The sequence below is a fragment of the Stenotrophomonas sp. DR822 genome, from assembly GCF_019793815.1.
Taxonomy (GTDB): domain Bacteria; phylum Pseudomonadota; class Gammaproteobacteria; order Xanthomonadales; family Xanthomonadaceae; genus Stenotrophomonas; species Stenotrophomonas indicatrix.
The window spans coordinates 958,989-975,036 of sequence record NZ_CP081826.1 but is presented as its reverse complement, the minus strand read 5'-3'; the positions used below and the strand labels follow the sequence as shown (position 1 = coordinate 975,036).

Annotated in this window: 16 protein-coding genes and 1 pseudogene; 11 read left to right on the top strand and 6 right to left on the bottom strand. The window is 66.2% G+C overall.

Annotated elements, in window-relative coordinates:
- Positions 1–4 precede the first annotated feature (4 nt).
- Together K5K93_RS04425 and K5K93_RS04420 are read left to right on the top strand one after the other, a co-directional pair.
- Complete coding sequence (locus tag K5K93_RS04425; RefSeq protein WP_093820186.1) at positions 5–1,312, top strand: metallophosphoesterase family protein; 1,308 nt, start codon at positions 5–7, stop codon at positions 1,310–1,312.
- Positions 1,313–1,322: 10 nt separating this feature from the next.
- Positions 1,323–1,457: pseudogene (locus tag K5K93_RS04420) on the top strand (inorganic diphosphatase); the annotation flags it as partial.
- A gap of 105 nt (positions 1,458–1,562) precedes the next feature.
- Here the strand turns inward: K5K93_RS04420 and K5K93_RS04415 are convergent.
- On the bottom strand, positions 1,563–2,144 hold the full coding sequence (locus K5K93_RS04415; RefSeq protein ID WP_222389950.1) for a hypothetical protein: 582 nt from the start codon (positions 2,142–2,144) through the stop codon (positions 1,563–1,565).
- A 112-nt stretch (positions 2,145–2,256) separates the two neighbouring features.
- On the opposite strand from K5K93_RS04415, the gene K5K93_RS04410 reads away from it, so the two are divergent.
- The gene (locus K5K93_RS04410) at positions 2,257–3,672 is read left to right on the top strand and encodes a deoxyribodipyrimidine photo-lyase (protein ID WP_222389949.1); all 1,416 of its coding nucleotides are present in this window, start codon (positions 2,257–2,259) and stop codon (positions 3,670–3,672) included.
- A 141-nt stretch (positions 3,673–3,813) separates the two neighbouring features.
- Positions 3,814–4,509, top strand: a complete 696-nt coding sequence (locus K5K93_RS04405) for an OmpA family protein (protein WP_049470452.1) — start codon at positions 3,814–3,816, stop codon at positions 4,507–4,509.
- Positions 4,510–4,690: 181 nt separating this feature from the next.
- Here the strand turns inward: K5K93_RS04405 and K5K93_RS04400 are convergent, their stop codons facing one another.
- Positions 4,691–5,722, bottom strand: a complete 1,032-nt coding sequence (locus K5K93_RS04400; RefSeq protein WP_025878839.1) for a LysR family transcriptional regulator — start codon at positions 5,720–5,722, stop codon at positions 4,691–4,693.
- Between the two features lie 147 nt (positions 5,723–5,869).
- Here K5K93_RS04400 and K5K93_RS04395 point away from each other — a divergent pair, with 147 nt between their 5' ends.
- The 6 genes from K5K93_RS04395 to K5K93_RS04370 all read left to right on the top strand — a co-directional run bounded on the left by K5K93_RS04395 (position 5,870) and on the right by K5K93_RS04370 (position 13,693).
- On the top strand, positions 5,870–6,097 hold the full coding sequence (locus K5K93_RS04395; RefSeq protein ID WP_025878840.1) for a hypothetical protein: 228 nt from the start codon (positions 5,870–5,872) through the stop codon (positions 6,095–6,097).
- A complete protein-coding gene (locus K5K93_RS04390) occupies positions 6,094–6,864 on the top strand; it encodes an SDR family NAD(P)-dependent oxidoreductase (RefSeq protein ID WP_025878841.1) in 771 nt (256 codons plus the stop codon). The genes K5K93_RS04395 and K5K93_RS04390 overlap by 4 nt, the downstream gene beginning before the upstream one ends.
- A 91-nt stretch (positions 6,865–6,955) precedes the next feature.
- Positions 6,956–8,179 carry an efflux RND transporter periplasmic adaptor subunit gene (locus tag K5K93_RS04385; protein ID WP_025878842.1) on the top strand — a complete coding sequence of 408 codons (1,224 nt, stop codon included), beginning with the start codon at positions 6,956–6,958 and terminating at the stop codon, positions 8,177–8,179.
- A 127-nt stretch (positions 8,180–8,306) separates the two neighbouring features.
- Positions 8,307–11,477: a multidrug efflux RND transporter permease subunit gene (locus tag K5K93_RS04380; RefSeq protein ID WP_025878843.1), complete on the top strand. Its 3,171-nt coding sequence runs from the start codon at positions 8,307–8,309 to the stop codon at positions 11,475–11,477.
- A gap of 63 nt (positions 11,478–11,540) precedes the next feature.
- Positions 11,541–12,278, top strand: coding sequence for an SDR family oxidoreductase (locus tag K5K93_RS04375; protein WP_222389948.1), 738 nt, complete (start codon positions 11,541–11,543; stop codon positions 12,276–12,278).
- Positions 12,272–13,693 carry an efflux transporter outer membrane subunit gene (locus K5K93_RS04370; RefSeq protein WP_117310127.1) on the top strand — a complete coding sequence of 474 codons (1,422 nt, stop codon included), beginning with the start codon at positions 12,272–12,274 and terminating at the stop codon, positions 13,691–13,693. The genes K5K93_RS04375 and K5K93_RS04370 overlap by 7 nt, the downstream gene beginning before the upstream one ends.
- A 42-nt stretch (positions 13,694–13,735) precedes the next feature.
- On the opposite strand, the gene K5K93_RS04365 is transcribed toward K5K93_RS04370, so the two are convergent.
- Positions 13,736–14,113, bottom strand: coding sequence for a VOC family protein (locus K5K93_RS04365; RefSeq protein WP_033830848.1), 378 nt, complete (start codon positions 14,111–14,113; stop codon positions 13,736–13,738).
- A 140-nt stretch (positions 14,114–14,253) separates the two neighbouring features.
- Between K5K93_RS04365 and K5K93_RS04360 the strand changes: the two genes are divergently transcribed.
- Positions 14,254–14,517, top strand: coding sequence for a hypothetical protein (locus K5K93_RS04360; RefSeq protein WP_222389947.1), 264 nt, complete (start codon positions 14,254–14,256; stop codon positions 14,515–14,517).
- Positions 14,518–14,535: 18 nt separating this feature from the next.
- Here the strand turns inward: K5K93_RS04360 and K5K93_RS04355 are convergent, their stop codons facing one another.
- The 3 genes from K5K93_RS04355 to K5K93_RS04345 form a co-directional block, all read right to left on the bottom strand.
- Positions 14,536–15,390: an endonuclease/exonuclease/phosphatase family protein gene (locus K5K93_RS04355; RefSeq protein ID WP_140225928.1), complete on the bottom strand. Its 855-nt coding sequence runs from the start codon at positions 15,388–15,390 to the stop codon at positions 14,536–14,538.
- 134 nt (positions 15,391–15,524) lie between these two features.
- Entirely contained in the window at positions 15,525–15,749 is a 225-nt protein-coding gene (locus K5K93_RS04350) for a hypothetical protein (protein ID WP_261311927.1), read from the bottom strand.
- 59 nt (positions 15,750–15,808) lie between these two features.
- Positions 15,809–16,039: a hypothetical protein gene (locus tag K5K93_RS04345; protein ID WP_080149121.1), complete on the bottom strand. Its 231-nt coding sequence runs from the start codon at positions 16,037–16,039 to the stop codon at positions 15,809–15,811.
- Positions 16,040–16,048 lie beyond the last annotated feature (9 nt).

Here is a 16,048-nt window from a genome sequence, read left to right as displayed (position 1 = left end):
ATCGATGGCGATGGCTGCGGCCGAGCCCAATACGCAGGTGCCGTCGGGCAGCCGCTACTACGCGGCCACACCGGTGCCGGACCGCATCGTTGCCTCTCCATCGGTCGACCCCAGCCACGGTTTCGCAGTGGCCTGGCGCACTGATGGCAGCGTGCAGTCGCCGCTGCTGGAAATCGCACGGGCCGACGATTCGCCGGCCATCGAGGGCATCGTCCAGGTGCGCGCGAAGACCCAGGTGCTGCAGACCGAGAACGGCCTGTCGCATCATCATCGCGCCGACATCGATGGTTTGCAGCCGGACACCCTGTATGTCTACCGCGTACAGGGCAATGGCAGCTGGAGCGCGTGGAACCAGCTGCGTACGCTGGCCGCTGCCGACCAGCCGCTGACCCTGCTGTATTTCGGCGATACCCAGAACAAGAACGTCAGCCATGTAAGCCGCGTGGTGCGGGCCGCACAGAAGGCCGCGCCGGATGCACGGATCAGCTTGTTTGCCGGCGACCTGGTCAGCGGTGGCGACAACATGGACGACAGCGAATGGGGCGAATGGTTCGCCGCCACCAGCTGGCTGGCACAGGAGACGCTGGTGGCGCCGGCGATCGGCAACCACGAGTACTTCGAGGAGTTCGAGGACACGCCACAGGAGCGCCGTGTGCTGGGCCGCCATTGGCCGGTGACCTTCGCCCTGCCGGGCAACGGTGCCAGCGCGGCGGCGGGTACCAGCTACTGGTTCGACGCACAGGGCGTGCGCGTGGCCGTGGTCGATGGCACCTCGGCGCTGGATCTCGGTACCGCCAAGGCGCAGGCACAGTGGTTGGACAAGGTGCTGGCCGGCAACCGGCAGCCGTGGACGATCGTGCTGCTGCACCAGCCGTTCTATTCGCCGCGCGAGGGCCGCGAGAATGCTGCCCTGCGCAAGGTGCTGCTGCCGGTGGTGCGCCGTCACAAGGTGGATCTGGTACTGCAGGGGCATGACCATACCTACGGCCGTCGCGGCGAAGGGCAGGCGGCAACACCGCAGTACGTGGTGACGGTGGCCGGACCGAAGCAGTACCGCCTGTCGGACGAAGCACGCAGGACGATGGACCCTGTGGGCGAAGACACCCAGCTGTTCCAGGTGTTGCGCATCGATCCGCAGCGCCTTCGCTACGAGGCCCGCACGGTGACCGGGCGCCTGTACGACGCCTTCGAGCTGAAGCGCGATGACAATGGCGGCAAGCAACGGCTGGAGCAGCAGGAGGGACGGATCGCGCCGCGTGACTGCACGCGTGCGCAGACCGCCAAGGGCCGCACCGACCGGTGCTGGGAGTGAGGAACGACCGATGAGCACACGCCCGCACCTCGTTCCGATGGCCGCCATCGCCGTTGCCCTGCTGTTGGTGGTGGGCGCGGTGGCTGCTGCCGATACCGTACTGCACCCGCTCCTGGCCGCTCAGCCGGAGCAGGTGCCGCAGGAAAGAACGACGGACGGGTGATCAACGAAGCGATGCAGCAGTCCAGAAGTGGATCCACGCCACGCGTGGATTGAACCTTTCCGTGCACCATCCACGCAAGGCGTGGCTCTACTGCATCGCGTCCAGGAACAGATCCGCTTCATCCGTGCTGCCCAACACCACAGCGACAGCGCGCAGCGCCGCGTCGCGATGAACCGGACGGATCCCGCCATCGTCGTCATCGCTGTACAGATCCTCATCGGCATCGAGGTAAACGCTGCCGGCCGCAGCCAACGCGGCCATCAGGGTCGGCACGTCGGCGGCGAAGTCATCGGCGTCCCAGTGGCCCGCACCATGCCGGGCGAACAGCACGCGGCCGTCGTCGATGTCGAGGATGAGGGGATCGGCGCCACGGTCGGCGATCACCAGCCACTGCGCCGGCCAGTCGCTGATCGGTTCTCCATCGTTGCCGTTCCAGCGATAGCCTGCCTGATAGGCCCACAGGCGCTGCAGGGGCGGTATCCACACCTCAAGGCCTGGAATGGTGATGCCGCAGGGGCCTTTTGCAGGATTGAATACCTCGCCGAACGGGCCGACGCGCGCATAGAATCCGGCCAGCACGCCCGGCAGCGGGAACGGCCCCTGCCACGCGTCGGCAGATTGAGGCTGCAGGGCGCCGAAGCGGGCAAACGTGGCGCGAAGATCATCCATGACGTGGGCCGGGCGGAAGCGGAAGAGCGCGCAGCCTAGCAGAGCCGGTCGCACGCATCGCCTTCACCTTCACTGGCTATCATGGCCGCCCAGCAACTGAGAGGCAGTGCACGTGTCGGTAGCGTTGGTATGGTTCCGTCGGGACCTGCGGTTGCAGGACAATCCGGCGCTGCAGGCAGCGCTGGAAGCGGGCCACGATGTGGTGCCGGTGTACATCCACGCGCCGCATGAAGAGGGCGAGTGGGCGCCGGGCGCGGCCTCCAATGCGTGGCGCCATCGTTCGCTGGCGGCACTGGATGCCGGCCTGCGTGTACGGGGGTCATCGCTGGTCCTGCGCGGCGGTGACAGCCTGCCGACCCTGCTGGAGCTGGTGCAGCAGACCGGCGCCGAGGCGGTGTACTGGAACCGCAAGTACGAACCGGCGACGCAACCGCGCGATGCCGCCATCAAACGCACGCTGCGCGAGCAGGGCATCGATGCGCAGAGCTGCAACGGCAGCCTGCTGTTCGAGCCCTGGGACATCGCCACCCAGCAGGGGCAGCCCTACAAGGTATTCACTCCGTACTGGCGCAATGTACTCAGCCACTGGCGCTTGCCCGCCTTGCAGGCCGCACCGGAGACGCTGCCGGCGCATACGGTGGACAGCCTCGCGCTGGATACGCTGCAGCTGGCGCCCACCCTGCACTGGGACACCGGGTTCTGGGAACATTGGCAGCCGGGCGAGACCGGTGCGCTCGAGGCGTTGTCCGTGTTCGAGGATGGTGCGCTGCGCGGCTATCGCGAGCAGCGCGACCTGCCGGACCGGGTCGGTACCTCGCGGCTGTCGCCGCACCTGCATTTCGGCGAGATCGCGCCGTGGCGCATCGCCCACGCGCTGGAAGGCCTGCGCAGTGCCGGTACCGATGCCGATATCGACGGCTACCTGCGCCAGCTTGGCTGGCGTGACTTTGCCCATCACCTGCTGCACCACTTCCCGAAGACGCCGACCGACAACCTCAATCCACGCTTCGATCGCTTCCCGTGGGCCAGCCCCAGTGCCGCCCAGCTGCACGACTGGCAGCGCGGCAATACCGGCGTCCCCATCGTCGATGCTGGCCTGCGCGAGCTCTGGCATACCGGCTACATGCACAACCGGGTGCGGATGATCGTTGCCAGCTACCTGTGCAAGCACCTGCGTGCGCATTGGCTGCACGGTGCGCGCTGGTTCTGGGACACGCTGGTGGATGCCGACCTGGCCAACAACACGATGGGCTGGCAGTGGGTGGCCGGCACCGGTGCAGACGCGGCTCCGTATTTCCGCGTGTTCAATCCCGTCACACAGGCCGAGAAGTTCGATCCGCAGGCGCGCTACATCAGCCGCTGGGTGCCTGAGCTGGCGGCGCTGCCGGTGAAGGCGCGGTTCGCTCCATGGCAGCATCCGCTCCTGTTGGCCGAGCTGGCGCCCGGCTACCCGCGCACGCCGCTGGTGGACCTGGCGGCTGGCCGGGATGCCGCTCTGGCCGCCTACCGTCAGTCGGCGGCGGGGTAAAGCGCTGGCTGAGCGGTCCAGACAGCTAGCTGAACACGTCCCTGTCGACCGGTACGATCATCATCCCGACATCGCGTCCGGCTGTTTATCCTCGTTGCCGCCCGCAAGCCGCCGGCCCGACCGGAAACCAAGGAGAACACCATGATCCGCAACACCACCCGCAACGTCGCACTGGCCCTGATGAGTGCGGCCGTCCTGTCGGCCTGCGCCACCGGCGGCTCCTATGTGCAGAGTGATCCGTACGGCAACCCGACCGAGCAGCAGAACCGCACCGGCCGAAATGCCCTGATCGGTACCGCCATCGGCGTGGCCGCCGGCCTGCTGACCGGCGACAGCGCGACCGAACGTCGCCAGCATGCGCTGATCGGTGCCGGTATCGGGGCGCTCAGTGGCGCCGCGGTGGGCCAGTATCAGGATCGCCAGGAGCGCGCGCTGCGCGAGCGCACCGCCAACACCGGCATCGACGTCGAGCGCCAGGGCGACAACATCATGCTGAACCTGCCCGACGGGATCACCTTCGACTTCGGCAAGTCGGCACTGAAGCCGCAGTTCTACGGTTCGCTCAATGGCGTTGCCGGCACCCTGCGCGAGTACAACCAGACCATGATCGAAGTGGTCGGCCACACCGACAGCATCGGCAGCGACGCGGTCAACAACCGCCTGTCCAAGGAACGTGCTGATTCGGTGGCGCAGTACCTGATCGGCCAGGGCGTGCAGAGCGTGCGCATCGAAACCCTGGGTGCTGGCAAGGCCTACCCGATCGCTGACAACAGCACCGATGCCGGCCGTGCCAAGAACCGTCGCGTCGAAATCCGCGTGATTCCTCTCAAACAATAACGCATAGCGTTATTGCTGTTCCGCCGCAGCCGGAACGAAAATGCCGCCCTGGCAGGCGGCATTTTCTGTAGGTGCCGAGTGTGCTCGGCACGCCGATAGCCCATGTGGAGAGCCGTGCCGACCAAGGTCGGCATCTACCGAAGGCGATCCAGGAGCAGGGTACAGCCGGCATCGCTGCAGCTTACGCCGCCGAAGCAGCCACCTTCTCCAGGATCCGCTTGCCGCTGCTCGCCAGCGCCGCTTCTTCCTGTTCCTGCTGCTGCCGCGCCAGCTTCGCACCGGGGCACTGCGCCAGCATGTAGTTGGCGTCGAAGTTCAGCTTCTCCACCAGGAAATCGACGAACGCGCGTACTTTCGGCGACACCAGCCGGCCACCGGCGAACACCGCGTTGAAATCCACTTCCGGACCGGTCCAGCCGGCCAGAACGCGGCGCACCATGCCCGACTCGACGAACGGCTTGGCCATCACGTCGCCGGTCAGCAGCAGACCTTCGCCACACACCAGCGCGCCATTCAGCGCAGACATGTCGTTGGCCGTCATCAGCGGCGTCACCGGGAAGTCGCGCAGCTCGCCACCGTTCTCGCCCAGCTGCCAGGTAAAGCGTGGCGAATTGCCGGTGTGGTACGGCTTGCGCATGGCCAGGATGCGGTGGAACTGCAGCTCTTCCGGATGCAGCGGTTCGCCGTAGCGCTCGATGTAGGCCGGGCTGGCGAACACCTGCGTGCGCAGGCTGCCGAGCTTGCGCGCCACCAGGTTGGAATCGGGCAGGGCACCCACGCGCAGGGCAAGATCGGCCTCACCGGCGATCAGGTCCAGCTTCTCGTTGCCCATGTGCATGTCCAGGCGGATTTCCGGGTACTGCGCATGGAACTGGCCCAGCAGCGGTGCGATCCAGGTGATGCCGATCGAATAGGGCACGGTGAAGCGCAACCAGCCGCGTGGACCGGACTGCAGCTGGCTGACCGCGCTTTCGGCTTCTTCAAGTTCGCGCGCGATGCGCTGGCAATGCTCGTGATAGATCGAACCGGCTTCGGTGAGGCCGAGGCGGCGCGTGGTCCGGTGCAGCAGGCGCGCACCCAGGCGCGTCTCCAGTTCCTGCACTTTGCGGCTGACCGTGGTCTTGGGCAGGCCGAGCGATTTGGCAGCCGCGATGAAGCTGCCTTGCTCGACCACTTTGACGAAGATCAGCGTCTCGTTGAGATCGTGGGACATGGTCAGGGATCCTGGACGTCGGGGATGGGGCAATCGTGACAGAACGATTGGACCGGGGGCGGGATGATTATTCCCCTTAATCAGGACTAATCAAGTAGGGGTTTGAGGTCTATCGTGGGGCCATTCGCTAATTGGAGCCCGTCCGCCATGAGCCTGCGCAACATTCTTGCCCGCTTCCGGATTGCCGGCCAGAACGCCCTGGACCTGGCAATGACCGTTGAATCCCGTCCCAGCTCCTTGGTTAACAAGGATTTTCGGGAGTTTACCGCACCCATGCGTCAGCAGCGTGGCGGTGCCTTGCACCTTGCCTCGCACAAGGGTGACCGGCTGCGCCGAATCGGGACTATCCCGGATTTGGGAGGAAATGTCCCGTGAATGGGATTCTGACGCCCGAAGTCCTGGTTCTCGGCGGCACCGGTGCCGTGGGCCAGGGTGTGGTCGGCGCATTGCTGGAGGCCGGCAGCCCCGTGCTGGTGGTCGGCCGCGATCCCGGCCGCCTGGCGGCGTTGCACGAGCAGTTCGCTGATGAGCCGGGCCTGCAGACGATGCTGGGCTCGCTCAGCGACGACAGTTCGGCACGTGCGCTGGCCGAACGCGTGGCGCAGCGCCCGCGCCCGCTGGCAGCGGTGGTTGCCGCGATGGGCGGCCCGTACAACCGTGGCCGCGTGGTCGAGCGTGGCGGTGACGCTCTGTCGGCGGCATTGCAGGCGGACCTGATGCCGCATGTGCACGCGGTGCACCACCTGCTGCCGCTGCTGCAGGACAACGTGCACGCTCGCCGCTACGTGATGATCGGCAGCCCGGCCGGGCTCAAGCCCTGGGCAGGCTATGGCGAGACCTCGATCACCACCGCCGCGCTGCGCATGTACGCGCAGGTGGTGCACCAGGAAGCGCAGGCCGTGGGCGTTCGCGCGCAGATGCTGGAAGTGTGCAGTCCGGTCTGCACGCCGGCCAACGCTGCCAACGCCTGTATTGAATGGCCGAGTTCACTGCTGGTCGGTCGCCGCGTGGTGTCCCTGCTCGACGGGTGCCGCGACAACCGCGCAATCGTCCGTTGCGACAGCAGTGATGCCGAACTGCCACGCGGCCTGCTGCACCTGGAAATACCGCCGCTGTGGCGCGACACCGCAGGCGTTGCTTGACCTCGACTTTGGTTGAGGTCGCAGGATACGCCGCCGAAAGTTGATAGCAATTCTCAAATAGCTGTACCACCCCTCCGTACGGATGCATGCCATGACTTCCCCCAATACCACTCCACATCGTTTCGGTCATCGCATCGCGATGGCTGGCGTGTCGATCCTCGCCGCTGCCGTGCTGGCGGCCTGCAGCGGTGGCCATGCCGAAGAAGCCGGCGCGCCGCCCCCGCCGCAGGTCTCAGCTGCCCCCGTGCTGCTCAAGCAGGTCAGCCAGTGGGACGAGTTCAGCGGGCGCGTCGAGGCCGTGCAGAGCGTCGAGCTGCGCCCGCGCGTGTCCGGCTACATCGACAAGGTCAACTACGTTGAAGGCGAAGAAGTGAAGAAGGGCGCCGTCCTGTTCACCATCGATGCCCGCAGCTACCAGGCCGAGTACGACCGCGCCAACGCCGAACTGGCCCGTGCGCGCACCCAGGCGGTGCTGGCCCGCAGCGAGTCCGAGCGTGCCAAGCGCCTGGCCGAACAGCAGGCGATTTCCACCGAGACCGCCGAACAGCGTCGTGCGGCCGCCGACCAGTCCGGTGCGGCGGTGCAGGCTGCGCAGGCCGCGGTGGATGCCGCCCGCCTCAACCTGGAGTTCACCAAGGTGCGTGCGCCGATCGACGGCCGTGCCGGCCGGGCGATGGTCACCGCCGGCAACCTGGTCACCGCCGGCGACAGCGCCAGCGTGCTGACCACGCTGGTCTCGCTTGATACGGTGTTCGTGTACTTCGATGCCGACGAAAGCACCTTCCTGCGCTATGCGCAGATGGCACGCAAAGGCGAGCGCCCGAGCGAGCGCGACAGCGAGCTGCCGGTGAAGATCGGCCTGTCCGGTGAAGAAGGCTACCCGCACTCGGGCAAGGTCGACTTCCTCGACAACCAGGTGACCCGCAGCACCGGCACCATCCGCGTCCGCGCGCTGCTGGACAACGCCGATCGCCAGTTCACCCCGGGCCTGTTCGCCCGCGTGCAGCTGCTCGGCAGCGGCCAGTTCCAGGCCATGCTGATCGACGACAAGGCCGTGCTGACCGACCAGGACCGCAAGTACGTCTATGTGGTCGACAAGGATGGCAAGGCCCAGCGCCGTGACATCCGCCTCGGCCGCACCGCCGAAGGCCTGCGCATCGTCGAGCAGGGCCTGGCCGCCGGTGACAAGGTGATCATCGATGGCGTGCAGAAGGTCTTCATGCCCGGTATGCCGGTGCAGGCGAAGGCGGTGGCGATGCAGCCCACCGCTGCGCCGGCGCCGGGTCGCGATGCAACTGCCGCACTGAACCACTGATCCGCCGGCTCCTGATCCGCGTCCCCGCTTAGCTGCCGGTGCCAGCGGCAGCCGTCACTGCCTTCGCCAGATTGGCGAGGGGCAGGTCGGCTGTTGCCCGCCGACGGCCTTTTCCAGGAATTCTTCCATGGACTTTTCCCGTTTCTTCATCGACAGGCCGATCTTCGCGGCGGTGCTGTCGATCGTGATCTTCGCCGCAGGCCTGATCTCGATTCCGATGCTGCCCATCGGTGAGTACCCCGAAGTGGTGCCGCCGTCGGTGGTCGTACGCACGGTCTACCCGGGCGCCAACCCGAAGGTGATCGCCGAAACCGTGGCCACCCCGCTGGAGGAGGCCATCAACGGCGTTGAGGGCATGATCTACCTCAAGTCGGTGGCCGGTTCCGACGGCGTGCTGCAGATGACCATCACCTTCCGCCCGGGCACCGACCCGGACGAAGCGGCGGTGAAGGTACAGAACCGCGTTGCCCAGGCCCAGGCGCGACTGCCCGAGGACGTGCGCCGGCAAGGCGTGACCACCCAGAAGCAGTCACCCACCTTCCTGATGGTGGTGCACCTGACCTCGCCCAACGGCAAGTACGACACCCTGTACCTGCGCAACTACGCCCGCCTGCACGTCAAGGATGCGCTGGCACGTATCCAGGGCGTCGGCGACGCACAGATCTTCGGCGGTGGTGACTATGCCATGCGCGCCTGGCTGGACCCGGACAAGGTGGCCGCGCGCGGCCTGACCGCCAGCGACGTGGTGCGCGCCATGCGCGAGCAGAACGTGCAGGTCTCGGCCGGCCAGCTCGGCGCCGAACCGATGCCCAACAGCCAGTTCCTGACCCTGATCAATGCCCAGGGCCGCCTGCGCAGCGAGCAGGAGTTCGGCGACATCGTGCTCAAGAGCGGCACCGACGGTGAAGTGGTGCGGCTGGCGGACGTGGCCCGTGTCGAACTGGGTGCCGGTGACTACACGCTGCGCTCGCAGCTGGACGGCAAGAACGCGGTGGGTATCGGTATCTTCCAGGCCCCCGGCGCCAATGCGCTGGAGATCCGCGATGCGGTGATGGCCAGCATGGACGAGATGCAGAAGACCATGCCGGCCGACGTGAAGTACGAAGCGGTGTATGACACCACCATCTTCGTGCGCGACTCGATCAAGGCCGTGGTCTCCACCCTGCTCGAAGCCATCGCGCTGGTGGTGCTGGTGGTGATCCTGTTCCTGCAGACCTGGCGTGCGTCGATCATCCCGCTCATCGCCGTGCCGGTGTCGATCGTCGGTACGTTCGGCGCGCTGTACCTGCTGGGCTTCTCGATCAACACGCTGAGCCTGTTCGGCCTGGTGCTGGCGATCGGCATCGTGGTCGATGACGCGATCGTGGTGGTGGAAAACGTTGAGCGCAACATCGAAGAAGGCCTGACCCCGCTGGCCGCTGCGCATCAGGCGATGCGCGAAGTGTCCGGGCCGATCATCGCCATCGCCCTGGTGCTGTGTGCGGTGTTCGTGCCGATGGCGTTCCTGTCGGGCGTCACCGGTCAGTTCTACAAGCAGTTCGCGGTCACCATCGCCATCTCCACGGTGATCTCGGCGATCAACTCGCTGACCCTGTCGCCGGCCCTGGCGGCCCGCCTGCTCAAGCCGCATGGCGCGCCGAAGGATGCCCCGACCCGCATCATCGACCGTCTGTTCGGCTGGGTGTTCCGTCCGTTCAACCGCTTCTTCAAGTCCAGCTCGGAAAAGTACGAGCGTGGCGTGTCGAAGATCCTCGGTCGCCGTGGTGCGGTATTCGTGGTGTATGCGGTGCTGCTGGTCGGTACCGGCTTCATCTTCAAGCTGGTGCCGCCGGGCTTCATTCCGACCCAGGACAAGCTGTACCTGATCGCCGGCGTGAAGCTGCCGGAGGGTTCGTCGATCGCGCGTACCGATGAAATGCTGCGCAAGGTCGCCAAGATCGCCCAGGAAACCGACGGTGTGGCTCACACCATCTCGTTCCCCGGTCTGAATGCCCTGCAGTTCACCAACACGCCCAACACCGGTGTTGCGTTCATTCCGCTCAAGCCGTTCAGCGAGCGCCATGGCCGCACCGCGGCGCAGATCAATGCGGAGATCAACCAGAAGATCGCAGGCCTGCAGGAAGGGTTCGCCTTCGCCATGATGCCGCCGCCGATCCTCGGCCTCGGTAACGGCAACGGCTACCAGATGTTCATCCAGGACCGTGGCAACCTCGGCTATGGCGCGTTGCAGAACGCGGTGCAGTCGATGCAGGGCGCGGTTGCGCAGACCCCGGGCATGGCCTTCCCGATCACCAGCTACCAGGCCAACGTGCCGCAGCTGGATGCCGAGGTGGACCGGGTCAAGGCGAAGGCCCAGGGCGTACAGCTGACCGAGTTGTTCGATACGCTGCAGACCTACCTGGGTTCGGCCTACGTCAACGACTTCAACCAGTTCGGACGTACCTGGCAGGTGATCGCGCAGGCCGATGGCCAGTTCCGTGACAGCGTCGAAGACATCGGCAAGCTGCGGACCCGCAACGACCGTGGCGAGATGGTGCCGATCGGCTCGATGGTCACCGTCAAGGAAACCTACGGTCCGGACCCGGTGCTGCGCTTCAACGGCTACCCGGCCGCTGACCTGGCCGGTGAAGCCGACCCGCGTGTGCTGTCCTCGGCCGAAGCGATGAACAACCTCACCGCCATCGCCGCCAAGGTGCTGCCGGTGGGCATGGCTACCGAATGGACCGACCTGAGCTACCAGCAGGCGACCCAGGGCAAGGCGGCCTTCATCGTGTTCCCGGTGGCGATCATGCTGGCGTTCCTGGTGCTGGCCGCGCTGTACGAAAGCTGGTCGCTGCCGCTGGCGGTGATCCTGATCGTGCCGATGACCCTGCTGTCCGCGCTGTTCGGCGTGTGGATGACCGGCGGCGACAACAACGTGTTCGTGCAGGTCGGCCTGGTGGTGCTGATGGGCTTGGCGTGCAAGAACGCGATCCTGATCGTCGAGTTCGCCAGAGAGCTGGAGATGGGCGGCAAGGGCATCGTCGAAGCGGCACTGGAAGCCTGCCGCCTGCGTCTGCGCCCGATCGTGATGACCTCCATCGCCTTCATCGCCGGCACGGTGCCGCTGGTGCTGTCGCATGGCGCTGGCGCCGAAGTGCGCTCGGTGACCGGCATCACGGTGTTCGCCGGCATGCTGGGCGTGACCCTGTTCGGCCTGTTCCTGACCCCGGTGTTCTACGTGGCACTGCGCAAGTTCGTCACCCGCAACGGTGGTGGCCAGCTGGTGCAGCACGGCGAGCCGACCATCCATCACTGACATGGAAAACAGCGGCGCCGGCAATCACCGGCGCCCGCTTCCCCCTACCAAGGCAATGAATCCATGAACACCCATCAGAACAAGATCGCGCTGGTCACCGGCGCAACCCGCGGCATCGGCCTGGAAACCGTGCGCCAGCTGGCACAGGCCGGCGTGCACACGCTGCTGGCCGGGCGCAAGCGCGAAACCGCAGTGGAACTGGCGTTGAAGCTGCAGGCCGAGCGCCTGCCGGTGGAAGCGCTGCAGCTGGACGTCAATGATGGCGCCAGCATCGCCGAGGCGGTCGAGCAGGTGCGTCAGCGCCATGGTCGTCTGGACATCCTCGTCAACAACGCCGGCATCATGATCGAGAACCCAGCGCAACTGCCGTCGGAGCAGTCGCTGGACACCTGGCGTCGCACGTTCGAGACCAACGTGTATGCGCTGGTGGCGGTGACCCAGGCCTTCCTGCCGCTGATCAAGCAGGCCAAGTCCGGCCGCATCGTCAACGTCTCCAGCATGCTCGGCTCGCAGACCCTGCATGCCGATCCGACCTCGGGCATCTACGACTTCAAGATCCCGGCCTACAACGCGTCCAAGGCCGCGGTGAACAGCTGGACCCTGGCCCTGGCCCATGAACTGCGCAGTACGCCGATCAAGGTCAACACCGTGCACCCCGGTTACGTGAAAACCGATATGAACGGTGGCAACGGCGAGATCGAAATCGCCGAGGGCGCGCGTTCCAGCGTGCAGATGGCGCTGATCGGCGAGTCCGGCGCCAGCGGCAGCTTCACCTACCTGGGCGAGGTGCTGCCATGGTGATCCGCACCCTGGCGATGGCCGTCTCCAGCCTGGTGCTGGCGGGCTGTGTCAGCGTCGGCCCCAACTACAAGGCACCGGTGCAGGAGCCCGTCGTCCTGCAGGGTGCACAGCAGCCGGTCTTCAGCACCGCCTCGCCGGTGGCCAGCTGGTGGGCGCAGTTCGATGACCCGGTGCTTGAAGAACTGGTGCACGGCGCGCTGTCGGACAACCTGGACCTGCGCGTGGCTGTCGCCCGTGTCAGCCAGGCCCGTGCCGTGTTTGTCGAGAGCCGCTTCGACCAGGCGCCACACGTTACCGCTGGCGGCAGCTACGACCGCCGCAAGCAACCCGATCCGCAGCTGGGTGGGCAGCGGGTGTTCAGTGAAAGCTACCAGCTCGGCTTCGATGCGGGCTGGGAGCTGGATCTGTTCGGCCGCAAGCGCCGTGCTGCAGAGGCTGCGCGTGCCGACCTGGACGCCGAGCAGGCCAACCTTGCCGACGCGCAGGTGCTGATCGCTGCCGAAGTGGCACGCAACTACTTCGAACTGCGTGGCACCCAGAAGCGCATTGCGGTGGCCCAGCGCACCCTGGTCAACCTGCGCGATACGCAGCGGCTGACCGAGGCGCGCTGGGAACTGGGTGCCGGCAGCGAACTGGACGTGCAGAGCAGCCGCGCACGGTTGAAGGCCATCGAGGCCGACATCCCGCTGCTGGAAGTGGCCGAGACGCAGTCGCGCAACCGGTTGGCTGTCCTGCTTGGCCAGCGTCCGGAAGTGTTGACCGCCATGCTGGCGCCGCACGAAGTGCCGGCGTTTGCCAAGGCACTGCCGCTGGGTGATACCCGCGAACTGCTGCGCCAGCGTGCCGACGTGCGCGTGGCCGAGCGTCGCCTGGCTGCCGCCACCGCGCGTGTCGGCGTGGCCACGGCCGATCTGTTCCCGCGGTTGTCGCTGTCCGGTTTCGTCGGCTTCCTCGGCGGCGATGCCAGTGGCCTGGTCAACGGCAACAACAAGGCCTGGTCGCTGACCCCATCGTTGAGCTGGGCGGCATTCGACTTCGGCACGGTCAAGGCACGCCTGCGTGCCAGCAAGGCTGAGGCCGAGGGCGTGGCCGCGCAGTACGAACAGGCGGTGCTGCTGGCGCTGGAGGACACCGAAAACGCGTTGACCCGCTACTCCAAGCAGCAGGCGCGGTTGGCCATCGTTGTCGAGCAGGCGCAGGCGGCACGGCGTGCCGAATCGCTGGCGCAGATCCGCTACCGCGAAGGGTCGGAGGACTTCCTGACCCTGCTGGACGCGCAGCGCACGCAGCTGGTGGCCGATGATGCACTGGCGGCCGCCGAATCAGAGGTCAATGTCAGTGTCGTGGGTGTGTACAAGGCACTCGGTGGCTGGGGCCAGTCACCGCAGGCGCCGAGCGTGGCGCAGGCGCGCTGATCGACAGGGGGACGGAAGCATCTGCTTCCGTCCCTTTTTCCATCATGGCCAGTGGTTGGCCGGAGCATCGTGATCACGCATGCGCACGATGCAGAATCGATGACCGGTGGGCGCTTCCATCACCCACCAGCGTTTGACGAAACCGACCCGGCGGGCACCGAGTTTTTCCAGCCTTTCGGCTTCGGCGTCGATGTCGTCGCTTTCGATATCCAGATGCACCCGCGACGGGTGATCGACCCGCTGCACCTCCACGTTCAATCCCGCCGGCGCGCCTGTCAGATCGGCATACTCTGCGTCGCCTTCAGCACGGGCAGGCTCGGCCTGCAGGCCCAGCGCTGCGGCCCAGAAGCGCGCGCTGTCTGCGGCGGGCGTGTCCTGGCAATCGATGATGAACCCGGCCAGTCGGCTGCGATGGGTCATGCGTTGTCTCCGCTCAACGATGATGCTGGCAGGGTAGCGCGCGGGCCGCCGTGGACGTTCTCGCCGCTGTGACGTTTCTGACTCTGCCGGAAGTGCCGCCCGCCGTGTAACTAGTGGAGAAAACCACGGGAGGACAGGACATGGGCGAACAGAAGCAATCGGCGCAACGGACGCTGCTCGGTGATCCCGGCCTGCCGGGGGCCGGGCTGTCGGTCGGCGTGGTGGTGTTGCTGGTACTGGCCGCGATGGCCGCAGTGATCGGCTTCGTGCGCCTGCCCGATTCAATGCTGGGTGCTGGCCTTGTCGGCATTGCGGTGTTCCTTGCCGTCGGCGCGCGCATCTGCCAGGCGCGCGACCAGCACCAGGCGCTGTACCGCCTGCTGGGCAAGCGACCGTCGCCGTAGCGAGGGTCGCCGCATTGCTCAGTGTTTCGGCCAGTCCAGCTCAACCACCAGCGGGAAGTGGTCGGAGGGCAGTACGCCGTCGATGCGGCGGTCATCGGTGAGGAAGCTGCGCGCGTGGAAGCCACGCACCAGCACCCAGTCCAGCTCGGCGGTCGCCGTTCCTGTGAAGTTGTGGAAGGTCAGGCGCGGACCCTGCGGCGACTTGACCTGGCGACGGGTGTCCTGAAGCACCCGGGTGAAGGCCTGATAGGTGCCGCCGCCGGGCTCGCTGTTGAAATCACCGGTCAGCACCACCGGCAGGTCGGAAGGCAGCGCGGCCACGCGCGTGGCAATCAGTTCGGCTCCCTTGATCCGGCGCGGTTCGTCCTCGTCGCGGTAGGGCAGGTGGGTGTTCATGAAGTAGAAGCGACGGCCATCATCCAGGCGGCGGAACACGGCCCAGGTGACCATGCGCGGGAACAGGTTGCCCCAGCTGATGCTGCCTGCGACCTCGGGCGTATCGGACAGCCAGAAGTTGCCTGACTCTTCCATCGCCAGCACCTTGCTGTCGTAGAACACGCCCATGTGTTCGTCGCCACTGCCACCGCGGCGGCCTTCGCCGAACCAGCGATAGTCGGGCAGGTGCTCGGCCAGGTAATTGGCCTGCTCCAGCACCAGCTCCTGGGTGCCGATCACGGCTGGGTGTGCCTGCTGGATCACCTTGACCATGGCGTCGCGGCGGTCCTCCCAGCGCTTGCCGGGGTCGGTGTCGGCAGGGGTGCGTACGTTGAAGGACATCACCTTCAACGGCGCGGGCGAGGCTGCCCAGGTGACGGCGGGCACTGCGAAAGCCAGGAGTGCGCAGAGCGCGGACGTGCGGAAGCGAGACAACATCGTGGAATCCCTCCATTCCATGAAAGCGGTTTCATGGAGGATGCCATGGAAGGCAAGGGCAGTGGTATGCCGGGATGGGCGGCTGCAAGGGCCGGGCGGACGGCGTGCGGCCGCCCGGCAGATGCCACAGGCGATCAGGGGTCGTACATCATCCCGTTCTCGTCGCGGTTGTAGTGGTCGCTGGCCACGCGGGTGCCATCGTCATAGACCACGTACAGCGTGCAACGCTGGTGGATGCCGAAGCCGGCCCGGAAGGGCACGCACTCTTCCTGCAGGCCGACCTCTTCGGCGGCATTTGCCGGTGCTGAAGGCACCAGCGCGGCAAGCGCAACTACTGCAGCGAAGGAAAAAGCGGTCATTCGATTGTGCAACGTCATTGATCACACTCCTTGTAGTCGTAGTCGGTGTTCAATCCAGATCAGTCCGCCGGGAGGTACCACTGACCGTTCTGGTCGATCCAGTACACCCAGGTATAGGGATTTCCGTTCTCGTCGATGTCGTGGATCTCGCACCGCTGGTGATAGTGGGGGCCCATTTTCACTGGTACGCAGATGGCACCGCCCGAGGGGTCTGCGTGGGCGTCTCCCATCGCCGCCAAGCTGCCGACTACCAACACCAATGCGGCCATCGAGGCCAGTTGCAGTTTCATAAGCATCAT

Excerpts from the sequence above, each read along its gene's own strand:
- K5K93_RS04425 (WP_093820186.1), top strand. The coding sequence starts at position 5 with ATGGCGATGGCTGCGGCCGAGCCCAATACGCAGGTGCCGTCGGGCAGC.
- K5K93_RS04415 (WP_222389950.1), bottom strand. The coding sequence starts at position 2,144 with ATGGATGATCTTCGCGCCACGTTTGCCCGCTTCGGCGCCCTGCAGCCT.
- K5K93_RS04405 (WP_049470452.1), top strand. The coding sequence starts at position 3,814 with ATGATCCGCAACACCACCCGCAACGTCGCACTGGCCCTGATGAGTGCG.
- K5K93_RS04400 (WP_025878839.1), bottom strand. The coding sequence starts at position 5,722 with ATGTCCCACGATCTCAACGAGACGCTGATCTTCGTCAAAGTGGTCGAG.
- K5K93_RS04395 (WP_025878840.1), top strand. The coding sequence starts at position 5,870 with ATGAGCCTGCGCAACATTCTTGCCCGCTTCCGGATTGCCGGCCAGAAC.
- K5K93_RS04385 (WP_025878842.1), top strand. The coding sequence starts at position 6,956 with ATGACTTCCCCCAATACCACTCCACATCGTTTCGGTCATCGCATCGCG.
- K5K93_RS04380 (WP_025878843.1), top strand. The coding sequence starts at position 8,307 with ATGGACTTTTCCCGTTTCTTCATCGACAGGCCGATCTTCGCGGCGGTG.
- K5K93_RS04375 (WP_222389948.1), top strand. The coding sequence starts at position 11,541 with ATGAACACCCATCAGAACAAGATCGCGCTGGTCACCGGCGCAACCCGC.
- K5K93_RS04370 (WP_117310127.1), top strand. The coding sequence starts at position 12,272 with ATGGTGATCCGCACCCTGGCGATGGCCGTCTCCAGCCTGGTGCTGGCG.
- K5K93_RS04365 (WP_033830848.1), bottom strand. The coding sequence starts at position 14,113 with ATGACCCATCGCAGCCGACTGGCCGGGTTCATCATCGATTGCCAGGAC.
- K5K93_RS04360 (WP_222389947.1), top strand. The coding sequence starts at position 14,254 with ATGGGCGAACAGAAGCAATCGGCGCAACGGACGCTGCTCGGTGATCCC.
- K5K93_RS04355 (WP_140225928.1), bottom strand. The coding sequence starts at position 15,390 with ATGTTGTCTCGCTTCCGCACGTCCGCGCTCTGCGCACTCCTGGCTTTC.
- K5K93_RS04350 (WP_261311927.1), bottom strand. The coding sequence starts at position 15,749 with ATGACCGCTTTTTCCTTCGCTGCAGTAGTTGCGCTTGCCGCGCTGGTG.
- K5K93_RS04345 (WP_080149121.1), bottom strand. The coding sequence starts at position 16,039 with ATGAAACTGCAACTGGCCTCGATGGCCGCATTGGTGTTGGTAGTCGGC.